This is a genomic window from Streptomyces sp. NPDC048106 (assembly GCF_040706415.1).
In the GTDB taxonomy this organism is placed as follows: Bacteria; Actinomycetota; Actinomycetes; order Streptomycetales; family Streptomycetaceae; genus Streptomyces.
The window spans coordinates 1-17,605 of sequence record NZ_JBEZND010000043.1; the positions used below are offsets into that span (position 1 = coordinate 1).

Annotated in this window: 16 protein-coding genes; 7 read left to right on the forward strand and 9 right to left on the reverse strand. The window is 73.6% G+C overall.

The window, feature by feature from the left end:
- The first annotated feature begins 201 nt into the window (after positions 1-201).
- Positions 202-951, forward strand: a complete 750-nt coding sequence (locus AB0927_RS32520; RefSeq protein ID WP_366671378.1) for a DUF6348 family protein — start codon at positions 202-204, stop codon at positions 949-951.
- Between the two features lie 22 nt (positions 952-973).
- Here AB0927_RS32520 and AB0927_RS32525 read toward each other — a convergent pair whose 3' ends face one another.
- Positions 974-2,293, reverse strand: a complete 1,320-nt coding sequence (locus AB0927_RS32525; RefSeq protein ID WP_366671379.1) for an MFS transporter — start codon at positions 2,291-2,293, stop codon at positions 974-976.
- A 71-nt stretch (positions 2,294-2,364) separates the two neighbouring features.
- Here AB0927_RS32525 and AB0927_RS32530 point away from each other — a divergent pair, with 71 nt between their 5' ends.
- Positions 2,365-3,363 carry a helix-turn-helix domain-containing protein gene (locus AB0927_RS32530; RefSeq protein ID WP_366671380.1) on the forward strand — a complete coding sequence of 333 codons (999 nt, stop codon included), beginning with the start codon at positions 2,365-2,367 and terminating at the stop codon, positions 3,361-3,363.
- A 121-nt stretch (positions 3,364-3,484) separates the two neighbouring features.
- Here AB0927_RS32530 and AB0927_RS32535 read toward each other — a convergent pair whose 3' ends face one another.
- Together AB0927_RS32535 and AB0927_RS32540 are read right to left on the reverse strand one after the other, a co-directional pair.
- Positions 3,485-3,955 carry an ATP-binding protein gene (locus tag AB0927_RS32535; protein WP_366671451.1) on the reverse strand — a complete coding sequence of 157 codons (471 nt, stop codon included), beginning with the start codon at positions 3,953-3,955 and terminating at the stop codon, positions 3,485-3,487.
- A 910-nt stretch (positions 3,956-4,865) separates the two neighbouring features.
- Positions 4,866-5,267: a metalloregulator ArsR/SmtB family transcription factor gene (locus AB0927_RS32540; RefSeq protein ID WP_366671382.1), complete on the reverse strand. Its 402-nt coding sequence runs from the start codon at positions 5,265-5,267 to the stop codon at positions 4,866-4,868.
- Positions 5,268-5,378: 111 nt separating this feature from the next.
- Between AB0927_RS32540 and AB0927_RS32545 the strand changes: the two genes are divergently transcribed.
- Entirely contained in the window at positions 5,379-7,352 is a 1,974-nt protein-coding gene (locus tag AB0927_RS32545; RefSeq protein WP_366671383.1) for a heavy metal translocating P-type ATPase, read from the forward strand.
- 23 nt (positions 7,353-7,375) lie between these two features.
- Here the strand turns inward: AB0927_RS32545 and AB0927_RS32550 are convergent, their stop codons facing one another.
- Together AB0927_RS32550 and AB0927_RS32555 are read right to left on the reverse strand one after the other, a co-directional pair.
- Positions 7,376-8,626, reverse strand: coding sequence for an MDMPI N domain containing protein (locus AB0927_RS32550; RefSeq protein ID WP_366671384.1), 1,251 nt, complete (start codon positions 8,624-8,626; stop codon positions 7,376-7,378).
- On the reverse strand, positions 8,623-9,237 hold the full coding sequence (locus AB0927_RS32555) for a sigma-70 family RNA polymerase sigma factor (RefSeq protein ID WP_366671385.1): 615 nt from the start codon (positions 9,235-9,237) through the stop codon (positions 8,623-8,625). Before AB0927_RS32555 ends, AB0927_RS32550 begins: the two co-directional genes overlap by 4 nt.
- 322 nt (positions 9,238-9,559) lie before the next feature.
- Here AB0927_RS32555 and AB0927_RS32560 point away from each other — a divergent pair, with 322 nt between their 5' ends.
- On the forward strand, positions 9,560-9,934 hold the full coding sequence (locus AB0927_RS32560; protein WP_366671386.1) for an STAS domain-containing protein: 375 nt from the start codon (positions 9,560-9,562) through the stop codon (positions 9,932-9,934).
- Positions 9,935-10,093: 159 nt separating this feature from the next.
- Positions 10,094-10,609, forward strand: a complete 516-nt coding sequence (locus AB0927_RS32565) for an EF-hand domain-containing protein (RefSeq protein ID WP_366671387.1) — start codon at positions 10,094-10,096, stop codon at positions 10,607-10,609.
- 25 nt (positions 10,610-10,634) lie between these two features.
- Here AB0927_RS32565 and purU read toward each other — a convergent pair whose 3' ends face one another.
- Positions 10,635-11,516 carry a formyltetrahydrofolate deformylase gene (gene purU, locus AB0927_RS32570; protein WP_366671388.1) on the reverse strand — a complete coding sequence of 294 codons (882 nt, stop codon included), beginning with the start codon at positions 11,514-11,516 and terminating at the stop codon, positions 10,635-10,637.
- Between the two features lie 46 nt (positions 11,517-11,562).
- Positions 11,563-12,063, reverse strand: a complete 501-nt coding sequence (locus tag AB0927_RS32575) for a hypothetical protein (protein WP_366671389.1) — start codon at positions 12,061-12,063, stop codon at positions 11,563-11,565.
- A gap of 117 nt (positions 12,064-12,180) precedes the next feature.
- On the opposite strand from AB0927_RS32575, the gene AB0927_RS32580 reads away from it, so the two are divergent.
- Positions 12,181-13,539, forward strand: a complete 1,359-nt coding sequence (locus AB0927_RS32580) for an ABC transporter substrate-binding protein (protein WP_366671390.1) — start codon at positions 12,181-12,183, stop codon at positions 13,537-13,539.
- Between the two features lie 30 nt (positions 13,540-13,569).
- Here AB0927_RS32580 and AB0927_RS32585 read toward each other — a convergent pair whose 3' ends face one another.
- Together AB0927_RS32585 and AB0927_RS32590 are read right to left on the reverse strand one after the other, a co-directional pair.
- A complete protein-coding gene (locus tag AB0927_RS32585; protein WP_366671391.1) occupies positions 13,570-15,069 on the reverse strand; it encodes a hypothetical protein in 1,500 nt (499 codons plus the stop codon).
- Positions 15,070-15,270: 201 nt separating this feature from the next.
- The gene (locus AB0927_RS32590) at positions 15,271-16,656 is read right to left on the reverse strand and encodes a transcriptional regulator (RefSeq protein WP_366671392.1); all 1,386 of its coding nucleotides are present in this window, start codon (positions 16,654-16,656) and stop codon (positions 15,271-15,273) included.
- A 256-nt stretch (positions 16,657-16,912) separates the two neighbouring features.
- Here AB0927_RS32590 and AB0927_RS32595 point away from each other — a divergent pair, with 256 nt between their 5' ends.
- Positions 16,913-17,578 (forward strand): bifunctional DNA primase/polymerase, encoded by a 666-nt coding sequence (locus tag AB0927_RS32595; protein WP_366671393.1) that lies wholly within the window; start codon positions 16,913-16,915, stop codon positions 17,576-17,578.
- Positions 17,579-17,605 lie beyond the last annotated feature (27 nt).

Consider the following 17,605-nt stretch of genomic DNA (forward strand, 5'->3'; position numbering starts at 1 on the left):
AGCCGAGCGTGGGGGAGTCGGCGACCGACGACAACGCCGCAGATCGGCGTGCCGGACCCCGCGTCTGCGCCAAGATCCGCCGGACACCCCCTAGGGCGGCGGGGCGCGGCCGCGGGTCTTCCCGCACGTGAAAGGGCCTGAAGGTCCGGGGAGTCGAGGCCGGGCGGGGGTTCACAGATCCCTGCCCTAGGGTGTCGCGCCATGGGATGGGGACCTTGGCGCAAGAAGGACGGGCCGGCCGCCGGCGAACCGGTCGGGCCGGTCGGGCCGGTCGGGCCGAAGGAGTCGCTGGTGCTGGGGCTGGTGGCGGAGCGGCTCGGTGGGCTCAGCGGGGCGGAGTGGGAGGTCGTCGGCGACCGGGTGCGCGGGCCGGGCCGGGTGGCCGTCGTACTCGGGCACGACCACGAGGGGTCCGAGGGGCATGTGGACCTCACCTTCGTGCTGGACACCGACCGCCCTGAGCACACCTCGCTCCCCGACTGCGTCTCCGGTCCCGGGGCCACGCCCGAGGCGAAGCTGGAGCGGGCCGTGCAGATGTGGGCGACGACCACCGGCACGGCCGTACTCGAGATGCTGGAGCAACGGGGGCGGTACGGCGCCCACTTCTCCCCGCAGGACCCGGACGGCTTCCCCGGCTGGCACGCGATCCAGGGCGGCATCGTCGGCTGGGGAGCCGGGCCCGAGCACGGCTCGGTACAGCGGTGGGCCGCCGAACAGGCGCTGCTGCCCCTGATCGCCCCCGCCGTGACCGCGCAGGGCCTGGCCCGCCGGGAACTGGTCGGCATCAAGTTCTTCTTCGGCACCTTCCACGGCAAGGACACCGCCGAGGTCCGGATCAACGGCCGTACGAGCGACCCGGCCTCGGCGGCGCTGCTCACCGCCGACTGGCCGCGCCCGCGGTCGGGCGGCGCCTACGCGCGGACATACGCCGTCCTGGTGCACACGGCCTGACCGGGCCGGCCCCGCGCCCGCGTCAGGCGGCGACGGCCGGAGCGGGCGTACGCGTCCTGCGGATCAGCAGGGACATCAGCGCCGCCGCCGCGCACAGGGTGCCCGAGGCGTACCAGACGAGGTCGTAGGAGCCGAAGACGTCGCGGGCGACGCCGCCGAGGTAGGCGACGAGGGCGGCGCCGACCTGGTGGGAGGCGAGGACCCAGCCGAAGACGATGGCGCTGTCGTCGCCGTACTGCTCCCGGCACAGGGCGAGGGTGGGGGGAACCGTGGCCACCCAGTCGAGGCCGTAGAAGACGATGAAGAAGAGCATCGGGGGGTGGACCGAGGGGGCCAGGAGCATGGGGAGGAAGACCAGGGACAGGCCGCGCAGGGCGTAGTAGAGCGCCAGCAGGCGGCGGGGTTCGAAGCGGTCGGTGAACCAGCCGGAGGCGATGGTGCCGACGACGTCGAACAGGCCGATCACCGCGAGCAGCGAGGCCGCGGTCGTCACCGGCATGCCGTGGTCGTGCTCGGCGGGCACGAAGTGGGTCTGGACCAGGCCGTTGGTGGAGGCGCCGCAGATCGCGAAGGTGCCGGCGAGGAGCCAGAAGGTGCCGGTGCGGACGGCGGCCGACAGGACCGTGAGGGTGCGGCGGGCGGCGCCCTTGGCCGGGGGCGGCTTCGGTATGAACTCCGTCGAGCCGTGGGGATTCAGGCCGACGTCGGCCGGGTGGTCGTGGAGCAGGAGCCAGACGAAGGGGACGACGGCGAGGGCGGCGAGGGCGACGGTCACGGCGGCGGGCCGCCAGCCGTGGTGTTCGACCATCCAGGACAGCAGCGGCAGGAAGACCAGTTGGCCGGAGGCGGACGCGGCGGTCAGGATGCCGCTGACCAGTCCCCGCCGCGAGGTGAACCAGCGGTTGGTGACCGTCGCCGCGAAGGCCAGCGCCATCGCGCCGGTGCCGAGCCCGACCATCAGGCCCCAGCACAGCCACAGCTGCCACGCCGCCGTCATCCACACGGTCAGCCCGGAGCCGACCGAGATCACGGTCAGCGCCACCGCGACCACGCGCCGGATGCCGAAACGGTCCATCAGCGCGGCGGCGAACGGCGCGGTCAGGCCGTAGAGCGCGAGGTTGAGGGAGACGGCCGCGCCGATGGTGCCGTGCGACCAGCCGAACTCCTGGTGCAGCGGGTCGATCAGCAGGCCGGGCAGGGAGCGGAAGGCGGCCGCGCCGGTGATCGTGACGAAGGTGACGGCGGCGACGAACCAGGCGCGGTGCACGCGCGGGCGCGTCCGGGGGCGCGGACCGGGCGGGGTGGCCTGGGCGGGGTCTGCGGCGGGGTGTGTCTGGGTCACGGCGTCCAGCCTCGGTTTTTCTTTCCCGCGCATCGAGTGGCCCGACGGACAGCATTCGCTAGGATCCGGCCATGAGTGTCGCCGAGGAGTTCCGTCCGCACCGGGTCGCCGTCCTCGCCCTCGACGGGCTGCTCCCCTTCGAACTGGGCATCCCGCACCGCGTCTTCGGCCGCCCCAGGGACGCGCGGGGACGGCATCTGTACGACGTCTTCACCTGCTCGGTACGGCCCCCGGGCCCGGTCGAGACGGACGCCGACTTCGCCATCCACGTGCCGCACGGCCCGGAGGCCCTGGCCCGCGCCGACACGGTGATCGTCCCGGCGTCCTACGAGCTAGGCCCGGTCTTCGAGGAGGGCCGGCTGACCGGGGAACTGGCCGCCGCGTTCGCCCTGATCCGGCCCGGCACCCGGCTCGCCTCCATCTGCACCGGGGTGTACGTCCTCGCCGCCGCCGGCCGCCTCGACGGCCGCCCGGCGACCACCCACTGGGCCGAGGCGGAGCACTTCCAGCGGCTGTTCCCGAGGATCCGGGTGGACGCGGACGTGCTGTTCATCGACGACGGGGACGTGCTGACCTCGGCCGGGGTGGCCGCCGGGATCGACCTGTGCCTGCACATGGTGCGCCGCGACTTCGGCGCGGCCGTCGCCAACGACGTGGCCCGGCGCATGGTCGTCCCCCCGCACCGCGACGGCGGCCAGGCCCAGTACATAGCGCGCCCGGTGCCCGACCCGCAGCTCGCGACCACCACCGCCGCCCGCGCCTGGGCGCTGGCCCGGCTGCACGAGCCGATCCAGCTACGCGACCTGGCCGAGCAGGAGGCCATGTCGGTGCGCACCTTCACCCGCCGCTTCCGCGAGGAGGTCGGCGTCAGTCCCGGGCAGTGGCTCATCCAGCAACGGGTCGAGCGGGCCCGGCAGTTGCTGGAGTCGACCGACCTCTCCATGGACCAGGTGGCCCGCGCGGCGGGCTTCGGCACGGCCCAGTCGATGCGGCAGCACCTCCAGCAGGCACTGGGGGTGACGCCGACGGCCTACCGGCGGACGTTCCGGCCGCTCACCGTGGAGCAGTGACGCGGAAGGCGACCGGCGGGGGGACTTGTCCACAGCCTGTGGACAGTGCGGGCGTGCCGCGCCTTCCCGCGACCGCGGGGTCCACCACGCGGGCACCCCGGCGCATCATGACGCGCCGGGGCTACACCGCTTCGAAGGCGAAGTCGTCATACGCGGACGGATCGCCCCCGCACGCCACCGCCGCGCTCCCCTCCCTGCGCGCGCTGCGGTCCACCTCGCACCAGATGCTCTTGCCGGTCCCCTCGCGGCTCCAGCCCCAGCGGTCGGCGAGGCAGTCCACGAGGGCGAGGCCCCGGCCGCCGGTGGCGTCACCGCCGACGCAGCGCGGCACCGGGGCGCGGGAGCAGGTGTCGGTCACCTCCACGCGCACCGTGGGCGCGGGGGCGGTGGCCTGGGTGCCCGGCAGGGAGAGGCGCAGGACCGCCGGACGGCCGGTGTGCACCACGGCGTTGGTCACCAGCTCGGAGACGAGCAGGACCAGCGTCTCGGCCACCGGCTCGTCGGCCGCTATGCCCAGCCCGTCGAGCCGCGAGCGGGCCCACTTCCTGGCGCGCCCCACCTCCGCGGGGTCGGGCCGGATCTCCAGCTGCACTTGAAGCACCTGCACCGCTCACACCATCCGAACCGGCGGGACCGCGACCCCACGCCACCGAACCGCCCCGGCGCGAGCCGTGACGACGATCACGAGGGCCACGATCGTAGCCATTTCCTGCATGGCCTGGACAACAGCCAGAGCAAGGGTCACGGAACGTGATCTCCTTGCCTCACAGCATGGTTGACGTACAGTCACCCCAACAAGCGCTTCGGGCATATTCCCTCGCGAAGGAGTACGCGTAGGGCATACTGTGCGACGCTTGCGCCGGGGAGTCGAACAGGCGGGGGCTCCCGCCCGGTCCGCCCCGCGAGCAGTGGCGCGCACGGCATGTCCCGGCGCCGCCCCAGGGGCACCGCCGGCACCGCCCGCGCTCGCAGCCACTCGCATCCCACACAAGGTACCGGAGCACCGCCCGACTGCGGGCCGTGACGAGCCCCCGTGAAGGGCACAACCCGGTCTCAACGCTTCGTAGTTTCGGCCGCCACGATCCGCGACATCTTGGGCCATGGCTTCGGTCTCGGCGCAGGGCAACGGCACGCGGGTGTGCGGCTCGGCGCCGAGGATTTCCTCACTCTCCGTAATTTCGCCCGCCCGTCGCGCCCGCCTGCGCGCCCGCCTCGGACGCGGCTGGACGCCCGCGTCCCAGGTGGCGGCCATGCCGCCGGACATCCGGAGGCGGCGCGCGCGGCGGCCTCGTCCGCGGGCGACCGCGCGGCGGCGGGGCCGGCCGGGCCCCGGTGACGGCGGCCGCGCGGACGACGGTCCGCGCGCCACCGGCGCACGCCGCCGGGTCTCCGCGAGGGTGCCAGACGGTCCCGGAACGCCCCGCCGGGCCGCCCGAACTGCTCGCGCGTCCGGGCGTGTTGCGCGGTCGGCACGCGCGGCCCCGCCCTCCCGCCCGGTGGGATCAGGCGGGCGTGACGGCCGTCGTCCCCGGCTCCCGGGGCGCCGCGTCGGAGGTGTCGCTGAGGCCGAGCCGCAGGTGTTCCACGTGGTAGATGGCCTGGTCCAGGAGTTCGGCGACGTGGTTGTCGTAGAGCGAGTACACGACCGAGCGGCCCTTGCGGGTGCCGACGACGAGCCCCAGGTTGCGCAGCAGGCGCAGTTGATGGGAGCAGGCGGACTGCTCCATGCCGACCTCGGCGGCCAGTTCGGTCGCGGGCAGCGGGCCCTCGCGCAGGCGGGCGAGGATGAGCAGCCGGGACGGGGTCGCCAGCGCCTGGAGGGTGTTCGCGACCCTGGCGGCGTTCGCGGCGTCCAGCCGCGCGCGGGGGACGCTCGTGGCTGACTCTGCGGCTCCGTGACCCATGGGTTCATGCTACGACACCACACATGAACACATGAATGCCTCTTCATTCATTCCTGCTACGGTGGGGACAGCCCGTCGTCACGTCCCCGACCGGAGAAGGGCCCCGCTCCCATGTCCTCCACCCTCACCCGCCCTCCGGCCGAGGCCGGTGCCGCCCGCGAGACGGTGGCGCCCCGGCGGCGCACCCGCGTCTTCGCGCTGCCCGAGGCCCGTTGGGCGGCGGCCGCGCTGGTGCTGTTCCTGGTCGCGTTGCCGCTGTACCTGACCGCGGCGCCCGCGTGGACGTGGGGGCCGCTGTTCGCGGCGGTCTACGTCACCGGCGGCTGGGAGCCCGGTTGGGCCGGTCTGCGGGCGCTGAAGGACCGCACCCTGGACGTGGATCTGCTCATGGTCGTCGCCGCGCTCGGGGCGGCGGCGATCGGGCAGGTGCTGGACGGCGCGCTGCTGATCGTCATCTTCGCCACCTCCGGCGCGCTGGAGGCGATCGCCACGGCCCGGACCGCGGACTCGGTGCGCGGCCTGCTCGATCTCGCCCCCGCCACGGCCACGCGGCTGACCGACGCGGGCGGGGAGTCGCGGGTGCCCACCGAGGAGCTGCGGACGGGCGACACGATCCTGGTGCGGCCGGGTGAGCGGATCGGCGCCGACGGGCGGGTGCTGGACGGGGCGAGCGAGGTCGACCAGGCCACCATCACGGGCGAACCGCTGCCCGTGGTCAAGGAGGCCGGGGACGAGGTGTTCGCCGGCACGCTGAACGGCACCGGCGCGCTGCGGGTGAAGGTCGAGCGGGATCCGTCCGACTCGGTGATCGCGCGGATCGTGGCCATGGTCGAGGAGGCCTCCGAGACCAAGGCGCCGACCCAGCTCTTCATCGAGAAGGTCGAACAGCGCTACTCGCTCGGCATGGTCGCGGCGACGGTGGCGCTGTTCGCGCTGCCGCTGCTGTTCGGCGCCGAACTGCGCGCCACGCTGCTGCGCGCGATGACGTTCATGATCGTGGCGTCTCCGTGCGCGGTGGTGCTGGCCACCATGCCGCCGCTGCTGTCGGCGATCGCGAACGCCGGGCGGCACGGTGTGCTGGTGAAGTCGGCGGTGGTCATGGAACGCCTCGGGCAGGTCGACGCGGTCGCCCTGGACAAGACCGGCACCCTGACCGAGGGCATGCCGCGCGTCACCGACGTCCGCCCGTCGGCCGCCGCCGGCCTGACCGGGGACGAGCTGCTGCGGCTGGCGGCCGCGGCCGAGCACCCCAGCGAACACCCGCTGGCCCGCGCGATCGTGGACGCCGCCCGCGTCCGGGGCCTGGACCTGCCGCCGGCCGAGGACTTCGCCTCGACGCCGGGCGCGGGCGTGCGGGCCAGGGTGGCGGGCCGTACCGTCGCGGTCGGCAGCCCGGCCCGGCTCGGGGGCGACCACAGCGCCCCGCCGGCCGTCGCCGAGCTGGAGCAGGAGGGCCGTACGGCCGTGCTGGTCACCCTCGACGGCACGCCGGCCGGGGTGCTGGGCATCGCCGACCGGCTGCGCGCGGAGGGCGCCGCCACGGTCGCCGCCCTGACCGGGCTGACCGGCACCGGCGCGGTGCTGGTGACCGGCGACAACCCGCGCGCGGCGGCCCGGCTCGCCGCCGAGACCGGCATCACCGACGTCCGCGCGGGCCTGCTCCCGCAGGACAAGGTCGCCGTCGTACAGGAGCTGGAGCGGGCGGGCCGCAAGGTGCTCGTGGTCGGCGACGGCGTCAACGACGCCCCCGCCCTGGCCGCCGCCCACACCGGCGTCGCCATGGGCCGCGCCGGCTCCGACCTCGCCCTGGAGACGGCCGACGCGGTCGTGGTCCGCGACGAACTGGCCACCATCCCCGCCGTCGTACGCCTCTCCCGCCAGGCGCGCCGCCTGGTGGTCCAGAACCTGTGCGTCGCCGCCCTGTTCATCACGGCCCTGGTCGTCTGGGACCTGGCCGGCACCCTGCCGCTCCCCCTCGGCGTCGCGGGCCACGAGGGCTCCACCGTCATCGTCGGCCTCAACGGCCTGCGCCTGCTGACGGACGGCACGTGGCGCCGCGCCCGCGCGGGCGGTGCCCGTGGCTGACCAGGCTCAGCGGACCGGACGCGTCACATCCTGCTCAACGACGCCGTCGCGTACAGCACGTCCCTGATCGCCGTCCTGTCGCCGAGTTGGCCCGCGGCTGCTTCCTCCGGGAGGAGGTGGCCCGCGGCCAGGTGGCAGAACTCCAGGGAGTCGAGGGCGACATGGGCTACTTCGAGGTCGGTGGAGGGGGTGGCGGCGGGGGAGTCGAGGGGGATCAGCCAGTTGCCGCCCGCGGGGCCCTCGATCTCCAGGCGGAGGGTGCGGCCGGGGTGGCCGGCCGGGGTCAGGTGGCGGGCGGTGCGCGGCGGGGTGGAGCGGCCGGAGCGGCGGCGGGCGGCCAGGGCGCCGGGGAGGAGGCGGACGGTGAGGTCGATCATCTTGTTGAGGTGGCGCGGGGCCGGCGGGCGGTACGGGTAGTCCACGGCGTCCGCGATGTCCTCCGCGTGCACCCAGCAGCCGAAGGCGCGGTCCAGCATGGCGTCGTGCAGCGGGAGGCGGAAGTCGCCGCAGGAGACGGGGAGTCCGCGCGCGCTGCCGCCCGTGAAGGACACCGTCCGCACCAGGCTGTGGCTCTGCTCGCGCCAGGGGACGCGGACCGCGCGGGTCCCCGGGAAGGGGGTGGACCGCCACAGCGCCTCCGTGCGGGCCGCCGGGCCGGTCGCTCCCGCCGGGTCCGCCGCCGGGTCGTCCAGGCCGAGCGCCGTGGCGATCATGCCGTCCACGGCCAGCAGGTGCGCGATCACTCCGGCGACGGTCGTACGACGGCTCGTCTGCACGTCGTGCTCGAACCACCGCAGCAGCACCGGCGCGTGCCACTCCGCGTCCCCGAAGTCCTGGAGCAGCGCGTCCAGGCGGGCGGTCTCCGCGTCGTACGGCGTGGCCCACTCGGGTACCGGGATGCGCGGCGGCCTGCGGTCGAGGCAGGCGTCCAGGACGCGGGTGCGCAGCGCCGGGTCGAGGTCGAGGGTCTCGGGCTGGTGCAGCAGGCCGACCGCCTCGCGCAGCCGGCGGGCCTCGTCGGCGCAGCCGCCGCAGTCGCCCAGGTGCAGCTCCACGGCCGCCGTCTCCGCCGCCGAGCAGGCGGCCAGCGCCCACGCGCCGAGCAGCGACTTCAAGACGTCGTGCGACAGGTCGGGCGGCACGGACGGCTCCTCGCCCCGGCCGCCGGGGTCGGGCAGTGGGGGTGCGCCGTCCTCCGCGAAGGTACGGGGCGTCGGTATCCGCCGCCCGTGGGGCCTTCCGTATCCCGCCCGGAACTCCTCCGCCCCGCTCATGCCGCACCGCCGTAGCCCGGAGGAGTCCCCGCGTCGTGCGCGGTGGACAGGAGTTGGAGTCCCAGGCGGAGCCGGCGCCGGGCCTCGTCCTCGGTGACGCCCAGATCGGCGGCCGTCTGGCGGTAGTCGCGGCGCTGGAAATAGGCCAGTTCGAGGGCGCGGCGCAGCGGGAGGGGCATGGAGTGCACGATGTAGTCGGCGCGGGCGGCCACGGAGGCGCGGCGCACCTTGCTCTCCAGGTCCTCGCCGCTCACCAGTTCCTCCACGTCGTCCGGCCCGCCGGCGCCCGCCGGGCCGCCCGGCCACCCGCCGCGGCGCAGTTCCTCCCGGTCCCGCAGCCGCTGGACGGCGAGGCGGTGGGTGACGGCCGCGATCCAGGTGCGCAGCGGGCCCTGCTTCGGGTCGTACGTCTCGGGGTGTTCCCAGACGTGTGCGAAGACCTCGCGGGTGACGGCGTCGGCGGCCTTCTCCTCGCCGAGGACGCGGTGGGCCAAACTGTGCACCAGTGAGGCGAAGCGGTCGTACGCCTCGCCCAGGGCGGCGGCCTCACCACGGGCGAGCCGCTGCTGCATCTTGCGGTCCCAGCGTGGTGGTGCGTCCTTCTCGGCCATGGGGTCCCCTCCCCTCGCCCGTCGTGCGACGTTGTCCCGAATGTAGTCGGCACGGCCGACAGCGCACGCCTCTTTGTGGCAAAGCGCACCATGGGAACGCCGCAGCTGATAGTGCCCCCTTCACACTTTCTCCACGCACCGCACGCGCATATCCGATCGAAGAGGATCGGTAATGACTGAAACAAACCCCTAAACGATCATGTGCTGTTTGCCGCATCGAGTTTCAGGGAAACGCGGCTGGGCAGCCGCGCGGAATGAAACGTAGGAACTGCTTCCGGTTCCGGGCGGTTCCGGGAGAACCCGCGAGCGGAGGGGCTGGGCCGTGGCTTTCAATGTGACCGGCGTCGAGAGAGGCGAGTGGGCCGTGCTCCAAGTACGCGGCGAACTGGACCTCATGACCTCGCCGGTGCTGCGCCAACGCGTGCACGACGTCGTGGCCGAGGGCCACCACAGCCTGGTCGTGGACCTCTCCGACGTCTTCTTCTGCGACTCCAGCGGCGTCGGCGTGCTCGTCGCCGCCCGCCGGCTGATCCGCTCCTGCCAGGGCCGGCTGCGGCTGATCCTGCCCGACCGGGGCGCCGACGACGGCTCGCACGTCAACCGGGTCCTCGGCGCGCTCGGGGTGCGCCGCCTCTTCGACTGCCATCCGGACCTCGGCTCCGCCACCACCGAGGAGGCGGGGCCCCTTTCAGCCTGAGATCCACACGCACGGGGGTTTTGCGGCAGGAGCACGCCCTTGTCGCGAAATTGCCCCAGTCTTGGCACAACCATCGGTTTTCCGTCACTTTGCCGTCACCCACGCCGTACGCTCCGTGCGAGATCACCCCCACGCACACGTAAGGCGGCCCGAACAGACATGGTCAGCACCGAGTACGAGCGCAGGATCGCCGCCCGGTTCGCCACCTTCGACCAGGACGGCAACGGGTTCATCGCCCGTGAGGACTTCAACTCGGTGGCCAAGGCGCTGCTCGCCGAGTTCGCCGTGGCCGCCCGCTCCGACAAGGGACAGGCGCTCTACGCCGGCGCCGAGGCGTTCTGGCAGGGCATGGCCGGGATCGCGGACCGCGACGGTGATCAGCGCATCACCCGCGAGGAGTTCGTGGGCGGCGCGGTCAAGCGGCTGCGGGACAACCCCGAGCGGTTCGCCGAGATCGCCCGCCCCTTCCTGCACGCGGCGCTGGCCGTCGCGGACGTCGACGGCGACGGCCGGGTCACCGTCGCGGACACCGCGCGGCTGCTGCGGGCGTGCCAGGTGCCGCAGGAGATCGCCGGGCCCGTCGCCGCCGCGCTGGACGCCGACGGCGACGGGGAGATCGACGAGCGGGACATCGTGCCCGCGTTCGCGCGCTACTTCACCATCGCCGAGCAGTAGGACGGCGGCCGGGCGCGGCGGGAGGTCAGGCGAAGACCACCGTGCGGCGCCCGTTCAGCAGGATCCGGCGCTCCGCGTGCCACTTCACCGCGCGCGCGAGCGCCTGGCACTCCACGTCCCGGCCGATCGCCACCAACTGGTCCGGGGTCACGTCGTGCCTGACCCGCTCGACCTCCTGCTCGATGATCGGCCCCTCGTCGAGGTCGGCCGTCACGTAGTGCGCCGTGGCGCCGATCACCTTGACGCCGCGGGCGTGCGCCTGGTGGTACGGCTTGGCGCCCTTGAAGCTCGGCAGGAAGGAGTGGTGGATGTTGATGATCCGGCCACTGAGCTGCTTGCACAGGTCGTCCGAGAGCACCTGCATGTAGCGCGCGAGCACGACCAGTTCGACCCGCTCCTCGCGGACGATGTCGAGCAGCCGGCCCTCGCCCTCCGCCTTGGTGTCCTTGGTGACCGGAATGTGGTGGAACGGGATGTTGTAGGAGCCGACCAGCTCCTCGAACTCGGTGTGGTTGGAGACCACGCCGACGATCTCCACCGGCAACGCGCCGGTCCGGGCCCGGAACAGCAGGTCGTTCAGGCAGTGCCCGAACTTGCTGACCATCAGCAGGACGCGCATCTTCGCGTCGGCCCGGTGGATCTGCCACTCCATGCGGAAGGAGTCGCCGATCGCGGCGAAGCTCGCGCGCAGCTTGTCCACGGTGACCGGCGCCTCGGCCGTGAAGTGGACGCGCATGAAGAACAGGCCCGTGTCATGGTCGCCGAACTGCTGGCTGTCCTCGATGTTGCAGCCGGTCATGAACAGATAGCTGGACACGGCGTGCACGATCCCCTTCTTGTCCGGGCAGGACAGCGTGAGGACGTACTGGTCGGCCGGTGCGGCGGCGGGCGCGGGCTGCTCGTTCATGCAACTCAGGGTCCCACACGGACCCCCCGCGACGGGTCGGCGTCCGCTACGCGGACCGGGTCAGAATCCGCAGCACTTCCAGGCTCTTCGGCGGCGCGTCCGCGTCCTCCCCGTCGCTCGCCGCCATCCGCACGTGCGCGTCCCGCGCCGCGCGCACGGCCTCCGGCCAGCCCGGATGATCGACGTAGGCGGAGACCGGCGCGTCCGGACCGACCTGGTGCACTATCCGCAACACCCGCAGTACGGCGGTGTCGACGAGCGCCGCCTCCTGCGAGTCGCGGAAGATGGTGCCGACGTACTTCTCCGCGGACCAGTTGTCCAGCCAGGTGTCCTCCACCAGCCGGTACACCGCGTCGGTGACGTCGCCGTAGCCGTCGACGCCGGCCAGCCAGACCTCCCGCTGGAAGACGGGATCGGAGAGCATGTGCAGCGCCGAACGCACATGTGTGCGCCAGCGCCACCACGGCATGTCGTTCAGAGGCATGCCGCCCATGGTGGAGGAGCGACGGCCGCGACGGGAAGAGTTCTCCGAACCTTGCACGGTCACCGATCGTACGTTCATCGGTCCGGGCGTCGCAGCGGCCCCCGCAATTCACCCAGGGGTCACCGTCCGTTGACCATGGATCACTCACGGGTTAGCGATGTGCGGGAATCGTACGGATTCATGACCGGCAGGCCCCGCACCACCCGCACGTCCCCCCTTCTCCCCGTCCCGTCCGTCCCGTCCGTCCCGTCCGTCCCGTCCGCGGCACCTTCCGCCCGCCGCAGGACGGCCGCCCTGGGTGCGATGGCCCTGTGCGCTTCGCTGACGGCCGGATGCGGAAACCTTCCCTCACTCGCGGGCTCCCCGGACCCCGTCAAGGTCATGACCTGGGCGCCGCAGGACACCGGCGCCACCAACAAGCCGGGCATGCCGGCGATGGCCCTCGCCTACGCGAAGTGGATCAACTCCCAGGGCGGTGTAAACGGCCGCCGGCTCCAGGTCCTGACCTGCAACGACCACAACGACAGCGTCGCGGCCGCCCAGTGCGCCCGGCGCGCGGCCGCCGAGGGCGTGGTCGCCGTCGTCGGCTCCTACAGCCAGTTCGGCGACTCCTTCCTCGCCCCGCTGGAGAGCGCCGGCATCCCCTACATCGGGGGCTACGGCGTCACCACCGACGAGTTCACCGGAACGATGTCGTACCCGGTCAACGGCGGCCAGCCGGTGCTGCTCGCCGGTCTCGGCAGGGCGCTCGCGGCGAGCTGCGGCCCGGTCTCCCTCGTCCGCCCGGACAGCATCGCGGGCGACGAGCTGCCCGCCCTGCTCGACTCCGGCCTGAAGGCGGGCGGGCACTCCAAGGCGCGTGACCAGCTCGCCGCGGAGGACCTCACCGAGTACGGCGACCAGTCCCGCGAGGCGCTGCGGTACGCGGCTGGCGACGCGCTGAAGCAGGGGTGCGTGGTGCCCGCGCTCGGCGACCGCACGGACACCTTCATGGACTCCTTCCGGCGGGAGCGCGCGGACCACCCGGCGATCCGGCTGGGCACGGTGCTGGGCAACGTCGACCAGACGGTGGTCAACGCGACGGGCGGATCGTCGGGGCCGTACGAGGGGGCGTACGTCAGCGGCTGGTACCCGCCCGCGAGCGACGCGCGCTGGCAGCCGATGAAGCAGGTGATCGACAGGGAGGCCTTCGGCGACAACCGCATCGACCCCGCGGACGCCGGGGTGCAGACCACCTGGATCGCCTACACCGTGCTGAAGGCCGTCCTGGAGAGGATCGGCGACGGCGAGGTGAGCGCGGGCTCCGTGCGCCGGACCCTGGACGGCGGCCTGCGCGTCTCCACCGGGGGCCTCACCCCCGCCCTCCGGTGGTCCTACGAGGGCAAGCTGGCCTCGGTCGGCTTCCCGCGGATGGTGAACGCCGACGTCACCCTCCAGGTGGTGCGGGACGGCCGGCTGGTCGCGGCCCGCAGGGGCCTCGGCGGGATCGACGGCGCCACCGACATGACCGGGACCCTGGAGAACGCGGACGTGCAGTAGGCCCACGCCCGCGCCCCAAAGGCCCGCCGGTCAGAGCTGGGTGGGCTGGCGCTGGGTCAGGCCGTACTTCGCGGCGATGGTGTTCCACAGCGCCGCCGCCTTCACCTTCTGCTGGCTCGCGGTGCCGCTCTCGCGGGTGGCGGCCTGCGTCTCGCTGGTGGTCTTGGCGTGCCCCTTGTGGCAGGTCTTCTTGCCGCCGTTCTTGACCTGGTCGGCCCAGGCCGCGTAGTGGTTGTCGGCCGCGGCCGAGGCCTGCCAGGCCTTGGTCAGGGCGGCCGTCAGGGCGGCGTTGTTCGGCAGCTTGTCCACGCCGAGCTTGCCGAGCCGGGTGACCAGCTGGCTGCGCTGCCCGGCCGCGCTGCGCAGGCTGGAGGCGGCGCCGTCGAGGCTCGCGCACTGCTTGACGTCGGCCACCGACTTGATCACCGAGGCCCGGCTGCTGCCGCTGTCGGCGAGCAGCTTGTCCAGCTCGACCGCCTGCGCGCGCGCCGGGTCGACGGCGGGCGCGGAACTCTGCGGCGCCGCGGAGGTGGCGGCCACCGTCTTGTTGTCGGCGGTGTCGCCCGACGAGCCGCCGCTCTTGCTGAGCAGCGCGCCCGCGCCGACGCCGACCACGACGATGCCGACGCCGATGGCCGCGATCAGGGGCACCTTCGACGGGCGGCGCCGCGGCCGCTCGTCCTGCCCGTCGTCGTAGCGCGTGTACGGCGACCGGGGGGAGTCGTACGGCGGCTGGTGGGCGTCCGCGTGCTCGACGCGCGGGAGCTGCTGGGTGGCGCCGGCCGGGGCGTCGCCGCCGGCCGGGCCGTTGCGGAAGAGGTTGTCGAACTCGGCGGGCGGCTGCCGGTCCCCGCCCTGCCCCTGCGCCGGGTCCTGGCCCTGCGCCTGGTACGGCGGGATGTACTGGGTGGCCTCGGCGTCGGGCGACGCGGGCGGCGCCGGCTGCTTGTTGAGCCCGAGGTAACGGGTCTCCTCACCGGCCGACTCGGGGGGCAGCGACCCGGCGGCCACCGGCGGTATGTACTGCGTGGCGCCCTCGTCGGCGGGGGCGGCGGACACCGGCGGCAGGTAGTGGGTCGCGTTGTCCACGGCCGGGGGAAGCGGAGCGGCCGCCTGACCGGGGGCCGGGTACTGCGGCTGCTGGGGCTGGTGCGGCTGGTGGTGCCCCTGCTGCTGGTAGGGGTCCTGCGTCCCGTACCCCGGCTGCGGGCCGCCGTACGACGCCTGCTGCCCGCCGCCGTACGACGGGGCCGGGGCGCCCTCGGGGGGCAGCGGGCCCGCGCCGGACGGGGGCTGGGCACCCGGCCCACCGTGGTCGCCCCACTGCTGGGCGGCCGCCGGGGGCCAGCCCTGGCCCTGCGCTCCGGCCTGGGGCGCCTGCTGCTCGGGCCCCCAGGATCCGCCCCAGGCCTGACCGCCGGCGGGCGTGTTCATGCCCGGCCGCAGGGGCTCTCCTCCGTCGGAGGGCAGCACGACGCCTTCGTGCGCGGGCTGCGCCGAAAACTCCTCGCCCTGTCCACTCTGCGTCACCGGGACTCCTACCAATGGGGGACCTTGTGAATCGTCGGCTCACGCTACCGGGTCCCCCGAGCCGGTTGCCACGCAGCTCAGTCCACGGCCTCCCCACCTGTGACGGCAGTAACAGAACGGCCCCGCGCGACGCTGTATACGGCACCCGGAGCCCATCCGGGTGGCGTTCGCCACATGTTCAGATGGGCGCGGGGCCGGTGTTCACGCGGCCTGCTGGAGGTCGAGGCGGGCCCCGAACTCCCGTACGACCGCCTCGTCCCGGAAGGGTTCGAGCCGTTGTTGCAGGTCGTCCAGGTACTCCGCGCCCCGGTTGGAGCGCAGCGTCTCCAGCAGTTCCACCGCCTTCATGCCGGTGGCGCAGGCCTGTTCCACCTCGCGCTGCTGGACCTGGGCGGTGGCGAGCAGCACATAGCCGATCGCGCGCCGGCGGGCCCGGGAGCCGGGATGCCCGGCGAGGGACTGCTCGGCGTAGCGCGCCGACTGCTCGGGCTGCCCGAGATCGCGGTGGCAGTGCGCCAACTCGTCGGCGAGATAGGCCTCGTCGAAGTGCCGGATCCACACCGGGTCGTCCCCGGAGTCGTCGTCGCACTGCTCCATCGCGGAGACCGCCCGCGCGATCGCGCCGCCCGCCGCGCGCCCGTCGCCGAGCAGCGCGTGCCCGCGCGCCTCGGCCGCGTGGAACATCGCCTCCGCCCGGGGGGTCGCATGCCCGCGTGCGCCCTCCTGCGCGGCGCGCGCCAACTGGGCGATCTCGCGCGGGTTTCCGAGCTGGGCGGCGAGATGGCTCATGGACGCGGCGAGGACATAGCCGCCGTAACCGCGGTCCCCGGCGGCCTGGGCGAGGCGCAGCGACTGGATGTAGTACCGCTGGGCCAGGCCGGGTTGGCCGGTGTCCACCGCCATGTATCCGGCGAGTTCCGTCAACCGGGCGACGGCGCCGAAGAGTTCGCGCCCGGTCGACTCCCGGTAGGAGCCCGCGAGGAGTCCGGAGACGACACTGTTGAGGTAGTGCACCAGGACCGGGCGCACATGTCCGCTGCCGTACTGGTGGTCCAGGTCGGTGAGCGCCTGGGTCATGGACCGCACGGCGGCCACGTCGGCCTGGCCCACGCGCGGGCCCGCCTGCCGGGCCACCTGGGCGTCCGGCGCGGAGATCAGCCAGTCGCGGCTGGGCTCGACCAGCGCGGACGCGGCGACCGAGGAGCCGGAGAGGAAGTCCCGGCGCCCCACGTCGCTGCGCCACAGCTCGCAGACCTGCTCGATGGCCCCCAGCACCGTGGGCGAGAACTGGAGACCGACCCCGGAGGCGAGGTTCTTGCCGTTGGCCATGCCGATCTCGTCGATCGTGACCGGGCGGCCCAGCTTGCGGCCGAGCGCCTCCGCGATGATCGCGGGGGCCCGGCCCCGTGGCTGCTGGCCGCGCAGCCAGCGGGCCACGGACGTCTTGTCGTAGCGCAGATCGAGGCCGTGTTCGGCGCCGCACATGTTGACCCGCCGGGCCAACCCGGCGTTGGAGCACCCCGCTTCCTGGATGAGTGCCTGCAGCCGTTCGTTCGGCTGCCTCGCCACGAGAGGCCTTGCGGCCATGTGCTACCCCCTGCGAACCCCTGGAGCGTGACCTTTCGGAAAGATCACTGCCCAGCCGACATACCGTCAATGCGTGACATGTGCGGTTTGCCGGGTACCGGCTGATGCCAATCCCCTTCCTGGCTACCCAACTCACGCCCTGCCTCCTCCCACGCGCCCCCGCAGGTGCACCCATGCGCCCCGGACGGTCGGCGATGCTCCTCCCCGGGCCGGGCAGGGGCCGTAACTCCAGGTGGGTGCGGGAGTTGAGTGGGACGTGGAAGAGACGATCGCGGCCGCCGAAGACAGTCAGACCGCCGGGCGGATCCCGCAGCAACGCGGGGAGTCGCCGCAGGAAACCGCCGTACGCTACGCCGAGGAACGGCACTGGGACGTGTTCCCGGGCACCTGGCTGGAACCCGTCTCCGGCATGCCGCGCTGCTCGTGCGGCGACGCGTCCTGCCCTGCGCCGGGTGCGCACCCCGCGCGCCCCGACTGGGCGAGCCAGGCGACGGGGAGCGCGACGGTGGTGCGGCGGCTGTGGCAGAAGCAGCCGACGGCGTCGGTGCTGTTGCCCACGGGGCGCACGTTCGACGCGCTGTCCGTCCCGGAGAGCGCGGGCTTCCTGGCGCTGGCCCGGCTGGAGCGGATGTCGCTGACGCTGGGGCCGGTCTCGCTCTCTCCCGACCGGCGCATGCGGTTCTTCGTGTTGCCTGGGGCTTCGGTGAAGGTGCCGGATCTGGTGCGGAACCAGGGCTGGATGCCGGACTCGCTCGATCTGGTGGCCCTGGGCGAGGGGGCGTACGTGGCGGCGCCGCCCACGCGGTTCGGGACCCGGGGGGCGGTGCAGTGGGCCCGGCGGCCCACGCCCGCGAACCGGTGGCTGCCGGACGCGGAGGAGCTGATCTCGGCGTTGGCGTACGCCTGCGGCCGGGACCGCTGAGGGACCCACCGGGGGGCGACCGGGTAC